Origin of the sequence: Pseudooctadecabacter sp. (genome assembly GCF_965657175.1) — a bacterium.
In the GTDB taxonomy this organism is placed as follows: domain Bacteria; phylum Pseudomonadota; class Alphaproteobacteria; order Rhodobacterales; family Rhodobacteraceae; genus Octadecabacter.
On record NZ_CBFHNH010000008.1, the window covers coordinates 22,933 to 35,821 of the forward strand.

At 57.9% G+C, this 12,889-nt stretch carries 16 protein-coding genes; 11 read left to right on the forward strand and 5 right to left on the reverse strand.

Features of this window, described 5'->3' with window-relative positions:
* Positions 1-114 precede the first annotated feature (114 nt).
* The 10 genes from ACTG36_RS08625 (at position 115) to ACTG36_RS08670 (ending at position 7,705) form a co-directional block, all read left to right on the forward strand.
* On the forward strand, positions 115-717 hold the full coding sequence (locus tag ACTG36_RS08625; protein WP_439142020.1) for an outer membrane protein: 603 nt from the start codon (positions 115-117) through the stop codon (positions 715-717).
* A 282-nt stretch (positions 718-999) separates the two neighbouring features.
* The gene (rpsA, locus tag ACTG36_RS08630) at positions 1,000-2,685 is read left to right on the forward strand and encodes a 30S ribosomal protein S1 (protein ID WP_375279893.1); all 1,686 of its coding nucleotides are present in this window, start codon (positions 1,000-1,002) and stop codon (positions 2,683-2,685) included.
* A gap of 291 nt (positions 2,686-2,976) precedes the next feature.
* Positions 2,977-3,258, forward strand: a complete 282-nt coding sequence (ihfB, locus tag ACTG36_RS08635) for an integration host factor subunit beta (protein ID WP_375279894.1) — start codon at positions 2,977-2,979, stop codon at positions 3,256-3,258.
* Between the two features lie 9 nt (positions 3,259-3,267).
* Positions 3,268-3,618 carry a LapA family protein gene (locus ACTG36_RS08640; RefSeq protein ID WP_375279895.1) on the forward strand — a complete coding sequence of 117 codons (351 nt, stop codon included), beginning with the start codon at positions 3,268-3,270 and terminating at the stop codon, positions 3,616-3,618.
* A 5-nt stretch (positions 3,619-3,623) separates the two neighbouring features.
* Positions 3,624-4,274, forward strand: coding sequence for a phosphoribosylanthranilate isomerase (locus ACTG36_RS08645; RefSeq protein WP_375279896.1), 651 nt, complete (start codon positions 3,624-3,626; stop codon positions 4,272-4,274).
* Positions 4,275-4,309: 35 nt separating this feature from the next.
* Positions 4,310-4,567 carry an N-(5'-phosphoribosyl)anthranilate isomerase gene (locus ACTG36_RS08650; protein ID WP_375279897.1) on the forward strand — a complete coding sequence of 86 codons (258 nt, stop codon included), beginning with the start codon at positions 4,310-4,312 and terminating at the stop codon, positions 4,565-4,567.
* 100 nt (positions 4,568-4,667) lie between these two features.
* Positions 4,668-5,915 carry a tryptophan synthase subunit beta gene (trpB, locus tag ACTG36_RS08655; RefSeq protein WP_375279898.1) on the forward strand — a complete coding sequence of 416 codons (1,248 nt, stop codon included), beginning with the start codon at positions 4,668-4,670 and terminating at the stop codon, positions 5,913-5,915.
* Between the two features lie 222 nt (positions 5,916-6,137).
* On the forward strand, positions 6,138-6,596 hold the full coding sequence (locus ACTG36_RS08660; RefSeq protein ID WP_375279899.1) for a PepSY domain-containing protein: 459 nt from the start codon (positions 6,138-6,140) through the stop codon (positions 6,594-6,596).
* A gap of 61 nt (positions 6,597-6,657) precedes the next feature.
* A complete protein-coding gene (locus tag ACTG36_RS08665) occupies positions 6,658-7,185 on the forward strand; it encodes a hypothetical protein (RefSeq protein ID WP_375279900.1) in 528 nt (175 codons plus the stop codon).
* A gap of 13 nt (positions 7,186-7,198) precedes the next feature.
* Positions 7,199-7,705 (forward strand): helix-turn-helix transcriptional regulator, encoded by a 507-nt coding sequence (locus ACTG36_RS08670; RefSeq protein WP_375279901.1) that lies wholly within the window; start codon positions 7,199-7,201, stop codon positions 7,703-7,705.
* Here the strand turns inward: ACTG36_RS08670 and ACTG36_RS08675 are convergent.
* From ACTG36_RS08675 to pth, 4 genes are all read right to left on the reverse strand, one after another.
* The gene (locus ACTG36_RS08675) at positions 7,702-8,199 is read right to left on the reverse strand and encodes a hypothetical protein (protein ID WP_439142024.1); all 498 of its coding nucleotides are present in this window, start codon (positions 8,197-8,199) and stop codon (positions 7,702-7,704) included. The two genes, ACTG36_RS08670 and ACTG36_RS08675, sit on opposite strands and share 4 nt — an antisense overlap.
* A gap of 183 nt (positions 8,200-8,382) precedes the next feature.
* Positions 8,383-8,760 carry a DUF2237 family protein gene (locus ACTG36_RS08680; RefSeq protein ID WP_375279903.1) on the reverse strand — a complete coding sequence of 126 codons (378 nt, stop codon included), beginning with the start codon at positions 8,758-8,760 and terminating at the stop codon, positions 8,383-8,385.
* Positions 8,757-9,941: a serine hydrolase domain-containing protein gene (locus ACTG36_RS08685; RefSeq protein WP_375279904.1), complete on the reverse strand. Its 1,185-nt coding sequence runs from the start codon at positions 9,939-9,941 to the stop codon at positions 8,757-8,759. The genes ACTG36_RS08680 and ACTG36_RS08685 overlap by 4 nt, the downstream gene beginning before the upstream one ends.
* A gap of 58 nt (positions 9,942-9,999) precedes the next feature.
* Positions 10,000-10,776 carry an aminoacyl-tRNA hydrolase gene (gene pth, locus ACTG36_RS08690; RefSeq protein ID WP_439142026.1) on the reverse strand — a complete coding sequence of 259 codons (777 nt, stop codon included), beginning with the start codon at positions 10,774-10,776 and terminating at the stop codon, positions 10,000-10,002.
* A 141-nt stretch (positions 10,777-10,917) separates the two neighbouring features.
* Here pth and ACTG36_RS08695 point away from each other — a divergent pair, with 141 nt between their 5' ends.
* Positions 10,918-12,144: a sensor domain-containing phosphodiesterase gene (locus tag ACTG36_RS08695; RefSeq protein ID WP_375279906.1), complete on the forward strand. Its 1,227-nt coding sequence runs from the start codon at positions 10,918-10,920 to the stop codon at positions 12,142-12,144.
* Positions 12,145-12,221: 77 nt separating this feature from the next.
* Here the strand turns inward: ACTG36_RS08695 and ACTG36_RS08700 are convergent, their stop codons facing one another.
* Positions 12,222-12,866, reverse strand: a complete 645-nt coding sequence (locus tag ACTG36_RS08700; RefSeq protein ID WP_375279907.1) for a 50S ribosomal protein L25/general stress protein Ctc — start codon at positions 12,864-12,866, stop codon at positions 12,222-12,224.
* Between the last annotated feature and the right edge of the window lie 23 nt (positions 12,867-12,889).

The window sequence follows — 12,889 nt, forward strand, 5'->3', positions numbered from 1 at the left end:
TGATGGGGTTTGGCGGCGTCATTAGGAATAATTAAGTTTCATATTGAAACTTAATTTTGGCTGCGATAGGGACTCCTCATCGGTCGCACTGACCCAATTCTATGAGGATATGAAATGCTGAGAACTTCTATTGCCGCTTTAACCTTTGCCATGATCGGCGGCGTCGCATGGGCGGGAAACCTATCTGAACCAATTATTGCAGAGCCGCTTGCGGTCCCCGTTGTGCCAACGACCATCCCGTTTGACTGGACCGGGTTTTATGTCGGCGGTCAGGCGGCAGTTGGGTCGGTTGAGGCAAACGGGATTGATGGCGATGTCGAAGGCTACGGTGTCCATGCCGGGTATTTGCGTGACCTCGGGTCATTCGTCATCGGTGGTGAAATGGAATACATGCTTAGCACCTATTCGGTTAGCGGGAACTCGGCGGACTTGGACGCAGACAGCCTGCGTCTGAAGGCGATTGCGGGCTACGATCTGGGGCAGGTGATGCCCTACGCGACTGTTGGTGTTGGTCAGACTGACCTGTCGGTTTCGGGTCAGCGGGGCAGCGTGGACGCTGACGAAACGCTGATCGGTTTAGGTGTGGCATACGCCATGACTGATAATCTGCGGCTGAGTGCGGAATATCTGGCGATCGAGACCGAGGTTGATACAGCCTTGGGTGGTGGGACATTCGATTCCGAGACTTTTGGCCTGCGGATCTCTTACGGGTTTTAAGGCCGGGGCCTGAAATGGGCGGTCAAGAATGTATCAAAGGGCAGCCGGCATTGGTTGCCCTTTTCGCATCTGATCTGTCCCCTAAGGGACAACCCCTTGCCTCACACGCCATTCCGCCCTATACGCGCGCACAGTTGATGGGTCGTCAGAACACACAACGGGCAGGGTCGGAGTTTCCGGCCCTGTTTGGTGTTTGAAGACCCCCCAACATTTTTGAAACCAAGTCCGGCGGGGGCGACCCCCTCGCGCAGGCCAACACAGATACCAGGAAACAGACGCCACATGGCTCAGAACGTATCAATGGATGAGTTTGAAGCACTCCTGAACGAAAGCTTCGAAATCGACACGCCGCAAGAAGGCTCCGTCGTAAAAGGTAAAGTCATCGCAGTCGAAAATGGCCAGGCCATCATCGACGTCGGCTACAAAATGGAAGGCCGCGTTGACGTCAAAGAATTCGCAAACCCTGGCGAAGCCCCTGAAATTGCTGTCGGTGACGATGTCGAAGTGTTCCTTCGCTCCTCCGAGAACGCCCGTGGCGAAGCTGTCATCTCCCGTGAGATGGCCCGCCGTGAGGAAGCATGGGATCGCCTTGAGAAAGCATATGCAGACGAAGAGCGCGTCGAAGGCGCAATCTTTGGTCGCGTCAAAGGCGGCTTCACTGTCGATCTGGGCGGCGCTGTTGCGTTCCTGCCCGGCTCCCAAGTGGACGTGCGCCCCGTGCGCGATGCGGGCCCTCTGATGGGTCTCAAGCAGCCATTCCAGATCCTGAAAATGGACCGTCGTCGTGGCAACATCGTTGTGTCCCGTCGTGCCATCCTTGAAGAATCACGTGCCGAACAGCGCGCTGAAGTCATCGGCAACCTCACCGAAGGTCAGGAAGTCGACGGCGTGGTCAAAAACATCACCGAATACGGTGCGTTCGTTGACCTGGGCGGCGTAGACGGCCTGCTGCACGTCACAGACATGGCATGGCGCCGTGTGAACCACCCGTCCGAGATCCTCTCCATCGGTGAGACGATCAAGGTTCAGGTGATCAAGATCAACAAAGACACGCATCGCATCAGCCTCGGCATGAAGCAGCTGCAGGCAGACCCATGGGATGCCGTGGCCGCCAAGTACCCGCTGGATTCTGTCCACACGGGCCGCGTGACCAACATCACCGATTACGGTGCGTTTGTTGAACTTGAAGCTGGCGTTGAAGGTCTGGTTCACGTGTCCGAGATGTCTTGGACCAAGAAGAACGTACACCCCGGCAAGATCGTTTCCACCTCTCAGGAAGTGGAAGTCATGGTGCTGGAAATCGACGAAGCCAAGCGCCGCGTCTCTCTGGGCCTCAAGCAGACCCAGCGTAACCCATGGGAAGTGTTTGCAGAAACCCACCCCGAGGGCACGGAAGTCGAAGGTGAAGTCAAGAACATCACCGAATTCGGTCTGTTTGTTGGCCTCGAAGGCGACATCGACGGCATGGTTCACCTGTCCGACCTGACATGGGAAGGCCGTGGCGAAGACGTGATCGGCGACTACCGCAAGGGCGACATGGTCAATGCCAAGGTCACCGAAGTGGACGTCGAGAAAGAGCGTATTTCGCTCTCCATCAAAGCCATGGACGGTGATCCGTTTGCAGATGCAACCGGCGACGTGAAACGTGGGTCCATCATCACGGTGGAAGTCACGAAGATCGAAGACGGCGGCATCGAGGTCGACTATGAAGGTGCGAAATCCTTCATCCGTCGTTCCGATCTGTCCCGTGACCGTGCCGAGCAGCGCCCTGAGCGTTTCGGCGTGGGCGACAAGGTCGACGTGCGTGTGACCAACATCGACGCCAAGACCCGCCGTTTGGGTCTGTCGATCAAAGCACGTGAGATCGCGGAAGAAAAAGAAGCGGTTGAGCAGTTCGGCTCCTCCGATTCTGGTGCGTCCTTGGGTGATATCCTCGGCGCCGCGCTGAACAAAGGCGACGACGAGTAATCGTCGCTTTTAAGCGCTGACATTGCAGGGCCCCGTTGGTGAAAACCGGCGGGGCTTTTGCGTATGACGGGTGTGCGAATCGCAACCAAAGGCGGGGCCGATCCGACCCTTCTTTTTGCACTGCAGCGTAGATGTCGGCTGCATTGAACGTGAATCTTTCACGAAAACGACTGATATCGCACGCAATTCCCCGTATGTCGTTCTTTCTTGGTTGGGCAATCCGTCCTATAGTTCTGCGTCAGGGGGGTGTATTGAAGGCCCCCGAAAAGACTGCCGCAAGAGGAAGATATTATGATCCGTTCCGAGTTGATCGATAAGATTGCCGAAGAGAACCCGCACCTTTACCAACGTGACGTTGAGCGGATTGTGAACACCATTTTTGACCGCGTCATTGAGGCCATGGCCGAAGGCGACCGTGTTGAACTGCGCGGCTTTGGCGCGTTTTCGGTGAAAAAGCGCGATGCGCGATTGGGACGGAACCCGCGGACGGGGGAAGCCGTTCAGGTAGACGAGAAACACGTGCCGTTTTTCAAGACTGGTAAGCTCTTGCGGGACCGGCTAAACGGGAAGTAAGTAGGCGATATGAAATATATCAAACTGACGTTCTGGGGCCTTGTGGCCATTTGTTTGGTCATCCTCGGGATGGCCAACCGCGATATCGTAACACTGCGCGCTATGCCTGAGGTTCTGGCAGGCCCGCTCGGCATTTCGCCTGATATCCAGCTGCCCATGTTTATGGCGCTGTTTATCGGTGTCGGCATCGGCCTGTTGATCGGGTTCTTGTGGGAATGGGTGCGTGAGCACAACATGCGGTCTGATGCCCGAGCCAAATCCCGAAAGGTTGAGGCCCTGCAGCGTGAGATCGATGCGCTGAAAGATCAAAAGCACGAAGGCAAGGACGAAGTCGTCGCCTTGCTCGACAAAGCCAGCTGATTTCCATGTCCACTGACATTCGGATCAAGATGTGCGGTCTTCGGACCGCCGAAGATGTTGCGGCTGCGGCGCAGGCTGGGGCGGGCTACGTAGGCTTCGTGTTTTTCGAAAAATCCCCGCGCAATGTCACCATAGACGAGGCTGCGGCCCTCGCGGTTGAGGTGCCCATGGGCATCGTGAAAGTTGCCTTGGTGGTGAACGCCGACGATGCCTTTCTGGATGACCTGCTGGACCGCGTGGCGATTGATATGGTGCAGATGCATGGGTCCGAGACACCTGAACGTGTGGCAGACGTGCGCGCGCGCTACGGGCTGCCTGTGATGAAAGCCATAGGCGTGGCTGACGCAGGCGATCTGACCAAGATCGACGTCTATTCCGAGGTCGCCGACCAGCTGTTGATCGACGCCAAGCCCCCCAAAGGGGGCGATTTGCCGGGCGGAAATGGCCTGTCGTTTGACTGGCGGCTTTTGGCGGATCGAAAATACTGGACGAAACCGTGGATGCTGGCCGGTGGGCTGACGCCCGATAACGTCGGTGAAGCCGTGCGGTTGACAGGTGCGCGTCAGGTGGATTTGTCGTCTTCGTTGGAAAGTTCGCCCGGTGTGAAAGACCCTGCAAAGATCGCGGCATTTGGGCAGGCGGTCGCTGACCTTTAACCCCGCGTTTACCGTGATCGGGGCAGGGTCAAAGCATGAAACATGCTTTGATTCCCCAGACGCCAGCCATGTGGTTCCGTCACCTGTTTGATGCAAAGGCAGCCCGTGATGGTGGCGTTGTGCGGCGCCGCGTGCGCGATATGGAAAACATGGTCGGTCGCGATTTGTTTGAACGTGAACTGCGGCGGCGCGGATTTTCAGCGGTCGAAAATGCAGGTCAGGTGGTCATTTTCTGCAATTGTGATCCGGTTCGGATGACGGTGGACGGGGTCAAATCCTCAAGGAGGATTTGAGGACAGACTTTCAAGGAAAGTCTGCGCCCTGCGGCAGTGTTGCGCTTTACCATGACGGCGGGGCGTTATATTCATGCCCAGCCTGGTAGGGAGACGCGCAATGCCTGACGATCTGTTTAATTCCTTTATGAATGGCCCCGATGAAAAGGGCCGGTTTGGTGATTTCGGCGGGCGCTTTGTGTCTGAGACCTTGATGCCGCTGATCCTTGAACTTGAGGAACAGTATGAGCACGCCAAGACGGACGACAGTTTCTGGGCGGAAATGCACGATCTGTGGACCCATTACGTGGGCCGCCCGTCGCCTTTGTATTTTGCAGAACGACTGACCGAGCATTTGGGCGGTGCGAAGATCTACCTCAAACGTGATGAGCTGAACCACACCGGGGCCCACAAGATCAACAACGTGCTGGGCCAGATTATTCTGGCGCGCCGCATGGGCAAAACGCGGATCATTGCAGAAACCGGTGCGGGCCAGCACGGTGTCGCGACGGCCACGGTCTGTGCCAAATTCGGGCTGAAGTGCGTTGTTTATATGGGTGCCCATGACGTGGAACGTCAGGCTCCGAATGTGTTCCGTATGAAGCTTTTGGGCGCGGAAGTGATCCCTGTGACCTCTGGTCGTGGGACCCTCAAAGACGCCATGAACGACGCATTGCGCGACTGGGTGACCCATGTGCGCGATACGTTTTATTGCATCGGCACCGTTGCTGGGCCGCACCCCTATCCGGCCATGGTCCGTGATTTTCAGGCCATCATTGGTAAGGAAACCAAGGAACAGATGCAGGCCGCCGAGGGGCGTTTGCCAGACACGATCATTGCGGCCATCGGTGGCGGGTCCAACGCCATGGGGCTGTTTTTCCCGTTTCTGGATGACACAAGCGTCAACATCATTGGGGTCGAGGCCGGCGGCAAAGGCGTGAATGCAAAGATGGAACATTGCGCGTCGTTGACGGGCGGTCGTCCTGGTGTGCTGCACGGCAACCGGACCTATTTGTTGCAAGACGATGACGGGCAGATTTTGGAAGGCTATTCGATTTCCGCAGGTCTGGATTATCCGGGCATTGGGCCGGAACACAGCTGGCTACACGAGATTGGCCGCGCGAAATATGTCTCGATTACCGATGTTGAGGCGTTGGAGGCGTTCCAGCTGTCTTGCGCGCTGGAAGGCATCATTCCAGCGTTGGAGCCCAGCCACGCGTTGGCCCATGTCATGAAGATCGCGCCGGAGCTGCCAAAGGACCACTTGTTGGTCATGAATATGTGTGGCCGCGGCGACAAGGATATCTTTACGGTGGCCCGTCACCTTGGGTTTGACATGGATGGCCCCGAGGGGCGCAGCGTCCAGTAACCCCCCTAAGACCCCGTCTCAAATGCCGCCCGTCTTGGTTTGATCGCCAAGGCGGGCGTTTTTGTTGGATGGGCATAAACTGAGGTTTAGACGGATATTTCGCGGGTTTACGGGCGCCCGAATAAACCGAATACCAATAGAGGATGCCACAAAAAACGCTTCATGTCAGGGCAACGGCGCGGATTGGCCGCGTTGGATGACCAGTTCAGAAAGGAACACGACATGAAAAAGACACTGATGATTTCCACCGCCCTGATGTCCCTCGCGGCGCTGCCAGCTTTCGCTCAAAGCGCGGAAGAGCAGATCGAAGCGCAGTTGCTGGCGCAAGGGTTCGACGAGATCGAATTTGATCGCGATGGGTCCGAGCTTGAAGTTGAGGCCGAACGGGATGGCCGGACCTATGAAGTGATCTATGATCTAGAGACTGGTCTGATCGTGTCGCAAGAGTGGGTCTTGGACGACGGCGATGACGACGACCTTGATGACGACGACCTTGATGACGATGATCTGGATGACGATGACGATGACGATGACGATGATCTGGATGACGACGACGCTGATGACCGCGATGAGGACGATGACGATGACGACGAAGATGACGAAGACGAAGCCGACGATGATGATGACGACGATGATGATGACGACGAAGACGAAGATGATGACGATGAAGACGACGATTAAGGCCTGAACAGGCCACACAAGGGGTCCCGCCTATGGCGGGGCCCATCAAGAAGGACGCAAGATGTTTAGACCTATCGCCCTCGCACTTTTTCTCGCGGCAGCCCCGATGGCTGGTGCGGCCCAGTCCGTTCAGGATCAGGTTGTCAGCCAGTTGCGGGATCAAGGATTTGGCCAGATTGAGGTCAACCGGACCCTACTGGGCCGTATCCGCGTGGTTGCGGTCAGCGACACGCACCGACGCGAGATTGTTTTTGTGCCATCCACCGGCGTGATCCTGCGCGATTACTGGAAAGAGATTGATGGCAGCAGCAGCGCAGCCCCCAGATTGGTCAATCCAAACGGCGGGTTTGGCGGCAACGGCGGGTCATCGGGCGCAAACGCTGCGGATGATGACGGCGACGACGGGGAGGCATCTGATGATGACGGCGACGACGATGATGGGGACGACCGAGACGACGGCGACGACCGAGACGACGGCGACGACCGGGACGACGATGACGACCGGGACGACGATGACGACCGGGACGACGACGATGATGACGATGCCGACGACGACGATGACTATGATGACGATGACGATGATGACTAGGTAAGATCAGACAATGTCCCGTCCGACCCTTCTTTATGTGATTTTCACTGTGCAAATCCTCTGCGCGGTTTTCTTCTCGTGGGATGTGTTGGTGTCCGTGCTGGGGTTGTCACCCCTCAGTTGGCGCCTGCACGAAGTGATTGAAATCGGCGCGATTGTGGGGCTGGTCCTCGGGGTCGCGATATCGGTCTATGTCATGCGCGAGATGCATCGACGCACGGCACGCATCGAAGACCAACTGCGGGTGGCGTCGGGGGCGTTTATGGAACTGGTGGATGAGAAATTCTCGACTTGGGATTTGACCAGCGCGGAACGGGATGTGGCGCTGTTTTCCATCAAGGGCATGTCCACGGCTGAGATTGCTGGCCTGCGTGAGACGTCCGAGGGCACGGTCAAAGCGCAGACCAATGCGATTTACCGCAAGGCGGGGGTCAGCGGACGCTCCCAATTGTTGAGCCTGTTTATCGAGGATTTGATGGACGGGCCGGTGATGGCCAGCCCGTCTGAACGCTCAGCCTAGTTTTGGCCGATCTGGTCCAGCCTGCGGGTTGCAAAGGCGCAGGAAGACACCTCAGGCCCCGCCACCATCGTGCAGGTTTGGGTGTATAATGTGGCCGCGCGGGTGGTGTTTTCGGCGGTCCTTTCGCCCTGGAGATAGGCCTGTCCCAGCATCGCACAGCCCCAAGCGTCGCCGTCTTTGCACGGCAAAGTAAAGGGGTCGAAGAGACAACTGGCCTTTTCGTCCAAGGACAGCTGGGACAGGCGGTCGCCGTCGACACGGACATTGCGAATACCGCCGCCGCGGTTGGTACAGCCTGATCGTTGGCCGCCAGCACAGGCCACAGCGTGGCCGTAGCGTGCGGCAAGCTTCAGGTCGTCGTTGTCCGTCTGCTCAAGCAGGATGCTCACCTGTAGGCAGGCGCGCGCATCGGCGTTGTCTGTGCATGCGTCCAGACAGGTCAGGAAATCGGCGCGGCAGCTGGCGCGGGTTTCAAACGCGGTAGACCCGGTCAAGCGGTTCCAGATGGATTGTTCGGATTTGTAGATGTCTGCGGGGCATAGATCGACCAGCTCAGCCGCGCCTGGGATGGCCAGCAGGCGGGCGTTGGCCGTGGCCTGCTCGCGGCAGTGGGCGATTGTGCCAGCGCCCAGACAGGGCTGAGGACAAAGGCCAAGGCACAGATGATCCGCTGCGCTTCAATCACGGTCCAGCGCGTGTTGTTCCAGCACCGCAAGCGGCACGATATCCAAAGCGCGTTCATGGGTGGCCGCAAGGTTCACCTGCGGCGCGCAGCCTTCGTCATGGGCCTGAAGGAAGCGTGACGCACACAGACACCAGCCGTCGCCGGGGTTCAGACCCGGAAAGTTGAATTCAGGCCGTGGCGTGCTGAGGTCGTTTCCGACGTATTTCGAATAGGCCAAAAACTCCGCCGTCAGCACAGCGCAAACGGTGTGACTGCCGGTGTCCTGCTGGCAGGTGTCACAGGTGCCATTGCGAAAGTATCCGGTCATCGGGTCGGTGGAACAGGTCTGGAGTGGTTCACCCAGAACATTGCGGGAAGGATCAGGTCTCATTCTTTCAAAACCTCGGCGATTTGGCGGAACATCGCGATATTGCTGTCGGACACGCCCGCATTGCGGAACCCGCGGTCGGCGGCGTTGACGGCAATCACGACGCCGCGGGGGCGATCGATATAGATATATTGACCATATATGCCGCGCGCGAGGAATTGCCCGTCCGTTGACCCCGGTGGGATCCACCATTGGTATCCATAGCCGAATTCGCTGGGATCGGTGTTGGCGGAGGCCTGCGTCGCCTCCTCAATCCAGTCCTCGGAAACGATGCGTGTGCCAAAGGCGATCCCGCCAGACGCGATCATATGACCGAACAGCGCATAGTCGTGGGTTGTCAGGTTCAGTCCTCCCAACACAAAAGCGACCCCGTAGCCGTCTGTCAGGTAGTAGGGTGTCGCGGTCGGTTTTAGCGGCGTCAGTACCTTTTCGTTCAAAAGGTCGGGAATGCTCCGCCCCGTTGCCCCACGGATCACCATGCCGATGACATGGGTGTCGATGGAGACATATTGCCAATCGGTGCCTGGGACCGCGAAAGTCCCATCCAACCCTTCAGCGAACCCATCCATCGACCGGCCCAGCGCCAGCACGCGGCCCATGCGGTTGATGTCCGACCAGAAGTCCAGATAATCCTCATCAAAGGTCACGCCTGACGACATTTGCAGCACGTCGCGAATGGTCGCCCCGTCATAGGCGGACCCGTTGAGGGTGGGGACATAGTCCGTCACCGGCGCGTCCAGATCGGGGATCGTGTCGTCTTCATGCAGCACACCCATCAGCGTTGCGAGGAAGCTTTTGGCCACCGACCAACTGATCCGGCGCGACGCGGCAGGGTCGTCTTCGCCATCCGCTGTCAGCGGATAGCTTTCGTGCCGGATGACGCCGTTCTGCGCCACGATAATGGCTGTGACGGCGCGGTCTTGGGTCCACGCGGCAAATCCAGCGGGCATGTCCATCGGCGCGCCTGATTGCAGGCGGTTTACGGTGTCGCTGGCTGGCGGCATTTCGGTGCTCAGGAACAGGTCATCCATCGAGGTGAAGTTCTGGACGATCTTGTCTTCCGCAAAGAGGGAATTGACAGCCAACAGGCGCGAGACCCGTTCGCGTTGCCAGACCCCGATGATGAGCGCCGCGATCAAAAGGGCGCCCAGACCCCATGCCAGATATCGAAGACTTCTTTTCATGACCCCACCCGTTTTCACGAAGGGTCGCACGGTCCCCGCAGCGCGGCAAGCCTGCCGCTTAGCGGAATTTGTCGGCCAGCTTTTGCAGCGGTGTGCGGGTGTCCTCGCCCGGGACGGGCGGCGTATCCGTGCCCGGGACGGGCGGCGTATCCGTGCCCGGGACGGGCGGCGTATCCGTGCCCGGGGCAGGCGGCGTATCCGTGCCCGGGACGGGCGGTGTGTCCTTGGGGCGCGCTTTGGGTTTGGGCGTGGTGGTGGACGACCGGGGCGGTGTCACCCGCAGGGCCACCGCGTTCAAAAAGCCCGGCCCGTCGCCTGCCGCCAGTTTGGCGGCCCCGTCGGACAGGCCGCGCATCACATCGTCCAGCCAATCGGCCTCGGCCTTAGCAAAGTCGGACAACACATAGCCCGGCACGCGGTCCTTGTGGCCCGGATGGCCCACACCAAGACGCACGCGGTCATAGTGCGGCCCAATATGTTGGTGAATGGACCGCAACCCGTTGTGGCCCGCGTGGCCGCCACCTGCTTTGACTTTGACCTTGGCGGGTGCCAGATCGATCTCGTCATGAAAGACGGTGACGTCGGTGCTGTCGAGTTTGAAGAACCGCATCGCCTCGCCCACGGATTGGCCAGACAGGTTCATGAAGGTCGTGGGTTTGAGAAGGATTACCTTGGCACTGCCAAGTTTACCTTCGCTCAGCTGTCCTTGAAATTTTCCGCGCCACGGGGCGAAGCCGTGATCGTCCGCGATCCGGTCGAGGGCCATAAAGCCGATGTTATGACGATTGGCTGCGTATTTCGCGCCAGGATTTCCAAGACCAACAAAAAGTTTCATGGGGCGCTCTATAGCGGCTTGAAGGACCTACGCCTAGCCCTGCGGATTTTCGGAAAAATTGCCGGAATTTTTGGTTGGATTGGTAACCACTTGTTGAGTTTATTGCGTCACAACGGGCCCCATAATTCTGGAGAAACATTCATGACTGGTGTTGCCCCCGCCGCAATTGCCCTTGTGCCAAGAATGGTGCCTGAGGCGGGCGATCTGAAAGCCAATACACTTGCGTTTTTGCGCAACCATCTGGATATGGACATCGCCTTTTTGTCTGAGATTAAGGGCCATCAGATGGAATTGCGCGCGGTTGATGCGCCGGGTTTTGAACATTTCGCATCCGTAGGGGACGTCTTTGAACTGGATGAGGTCTATTGCCTGCATATTCTGGAAGGCCGGTTGCCTGAATTGATCCGCGATACCAAGGACATCCCACTGTGCGATGAAATCGCGTTTACGTCCCAAATTCCTGTGCGCGCCCATGTCAGTGTGCCGATCTGGCGCACAGACAAATCTGTTTACGGGATGTTTTGCATCCTTGGGCGGTCGCCTCGCCTGTCTCTCAACAACCGCGATCTTGAGGTGGTTAAAGCCTTCGCGGCCCTTGTGGCAGACGATGTGAACACGACGTTGGACGGCGAAGAACAAACGATCGCCAAACGAAACGCTATCGAAGACATCCGCCGCACCGGCGCCTTTGATATATCGCTGCAACCGATCCAATGCCTCAAAGATCAGAGCATCGCCGGGTATGAGGCGTTGTGCCGGTTTGAACACGTCCCCTATCGCCCACCGAATCTGTGGTTTCAGGATGCAGCGGATGTGGGGCTTCAGGTTCAGTTGGAATTGGATGTGATTGAACGCGCGTTTGGCCTCCTGCCTGACATGCCTCCGGACTGCTACCTGTCTGTGAACACCTCCGCGAAGACACTGGCGACCGGGCAGATCGCATCATTGGTTCCCGACCGCGATGGGCGCAATATCATCATGGAAATCACCGAACACTCCGCGATTGAAGACCTGGATGTGCTGCTCATGGAAATTGACCGGCTTCGGGACATGAACATTCGGATCGCAGTCGATGACGCAGGGGCCGGATATTCCGGTTTGCAGCAGATCATCCGTCTGCGCCCCGACGTGATCAAACTTGATATGTCGCTCACTCAAAACGTGGACCAAGATGTGGCGCGGCGGTCTTTGGCTTCGGCCATGGTCAAATTCGCGGCGGACACCCAAGCGAAAGTCGTCGCCGAAGGGATCGAGACCGAGGCCGAGCGTCAGACACTACGCCGCATCGGTGTTGAACTGGGGCAGGGGTATCACCTTGGCCGCCCGACGCCTGCCCGTGATGTCCTCAACAAGATCAAGTCTGCCTGACCCATTGACACTCATCGACAAACAAAAAGGGCGCGCCGTGCGGCGCGCCCTTTGTCGATGGATGGAAGCGTGAAGATTTACTCTTCAACGTTTTCCGCAGGTACTTCGTCGGCAGCAACCTCTTCGCCCTCGTCCTCATCATCGGAGGCCAGAGTAGACGGTGCCTGAATGTTCGCGATCACGAAGTCACGGTCGATCGTGGCTTTCGCGCCGGCTGGCAGATCAACGGAGTTGATGGTGATCGTATCACCGACTTCGAGGCCGGACAGATCAACAGTGATGTTCTCAGGAATGTCACCGGCCGTCACGACCAGTTCAACCTCGGGACGGACAACTGTCAGAATGCCGCCCTTTTTCAAGCCGGGGCATGCGTCTTCGCCGGTGAATTCCACACCGATGAACAGGTTGATTTTGGTGGTGCGCTTCAGGCGCATAAAGTCGAGGTGCGTCGGCAGATCCTTGACCACATCACGCTGCACGTTCCGGCAGATGACACGGACGTCGTCGTGGCCTTCAACCTTCAGGTTGAACAGAGTGGACAGGAAACGGCCAGCTTTCAACTTCTTGAACAGAACGTTGAAGGGCACGTTGATCGCGATGGGGTCTTCACCGCCACCGTAGACAACGCCAGGCACAAGGCCGTCGCGGCGCGCTTGACGGGCAGCGCCCTTACCGGTGTTGGTGCGCAAGGTTGCTTCGAAATCTGGAACTTGACCAGCCATTTTATAATCCTTTCAATTCGCGC

What these genes read in the sequence shown, in the direction of transcription:
- ihfB (WP_375279894.1), top strand. Translation starts at nt 2,977, where the DNA reads ATGATCCGTTCCGAGTTGATCGATAAGATTGCCGAAGAGAACCCGCAC.
- trpB (WP_375279898.1), top strand. Translation starts at nt 4,668, where the DNA reads ATGCCTGACGATCTGTTTAATTCCTTTATGAATGGCCCCGATGAAAAG.
- pth (WP_439142026.1), bottom strand. Translation starts at nt 10,776, where the DNA reads ATGAAACTTTTTGTTGGTCTTGGAAATCCTGGCGCGAAATACGCAGCC.
- ACTG36_RS08670 (WP_375279901.1), top strand. Translation starts at nt 7,199, where the DNA reads ATGTCCCGTCCGACCCTTCTTTATGTGATTTTCACTGTGCAAATCCTC.
- ACTG36_RS08640 (WP_375279895.1), top strand. Translation starts at nt 3,268, where the DNA reads ATGAAATATATCAAACTGACGTTCTGGGGCCTTGTGGCCATTTGTTTG.
- ACTG36_RS08660 (WP_375279899.1), top strand. Translation starts at nt 6,138, where the DNA reads ATGAAAAAGACACTGATGATTTCCACCGCCCTGATGTCCCTCGCGGCG.
- ACTG36_RS08625 (WP_439142020.1), top strand. Translation starts at nt 115, where the DNA reads ATGCTGAGAACTTCTATTGCCGCTTTAACCTTTGCCATGATCGGCGGC.
- ACTG36_RS08650 (WP_375279897.1), top strand. Translation starts at nt 4,310, where the DNA reads ATGAAACATGCTTTGATTCCCCAGACGCCAGCCATGTGGTTCCGTCAC.
- ACTG36_RS08665 (WP_375279900.1), top strand. Translation starts at nt 6,658, where the DNA reads ATGTTTAGACCTATCGCCCTCGCACTTTTTCTCGCGGCAGCCCCGATG.
- ACTG36_RS08700 (WP_375279907.1), bottom strand. Translation starts at nt 12,866, where the DNA reads ATGGCTGGTCAAGTTCCAGATTTCGAAGCAACCTTGCGCACCAACACC.
- ACTG36_RS08645 (WP_375279896.1), top strand. Translation starts at nt 3,624, where the DNA reads ATGTCCACTGACATTCGGATCAAGATGTGCGGTCTTCGGACCGCCGAA.
- ACTG36_RS08695 (WP_375279906.1), top strand. Translation starts at nt 10,918, where the DNA reads ATGACTGGTGTTGCCCCCGCCGCAATTGCCCTTGTGCCAAGAATGGTG.
- rpsA (WP_375279893.1), top strand. Translation starts at nt 1,000, where the DNA reads ATGGCTCAGAACGTATCAATGGATGAGTTTGAAGCACTCCTGAACGAA.
- ACTG36_RS08680 (WP_375279903.1), bottom strand. Translation starts at nt 8,760, where the DNA reads ATGAGACCTGATCCTTCCCGCAATGTTCTGGGTGAACCACTCCAGACC.
- ACTG36_RS08685 (WP_375279904.1), bottom strand. Translation starts at nt 9,941, where the DNA reads ATGAAAAGAAGTCTTCGATATCTGGCATGGGGTCTGGGCGCCCTTTTG.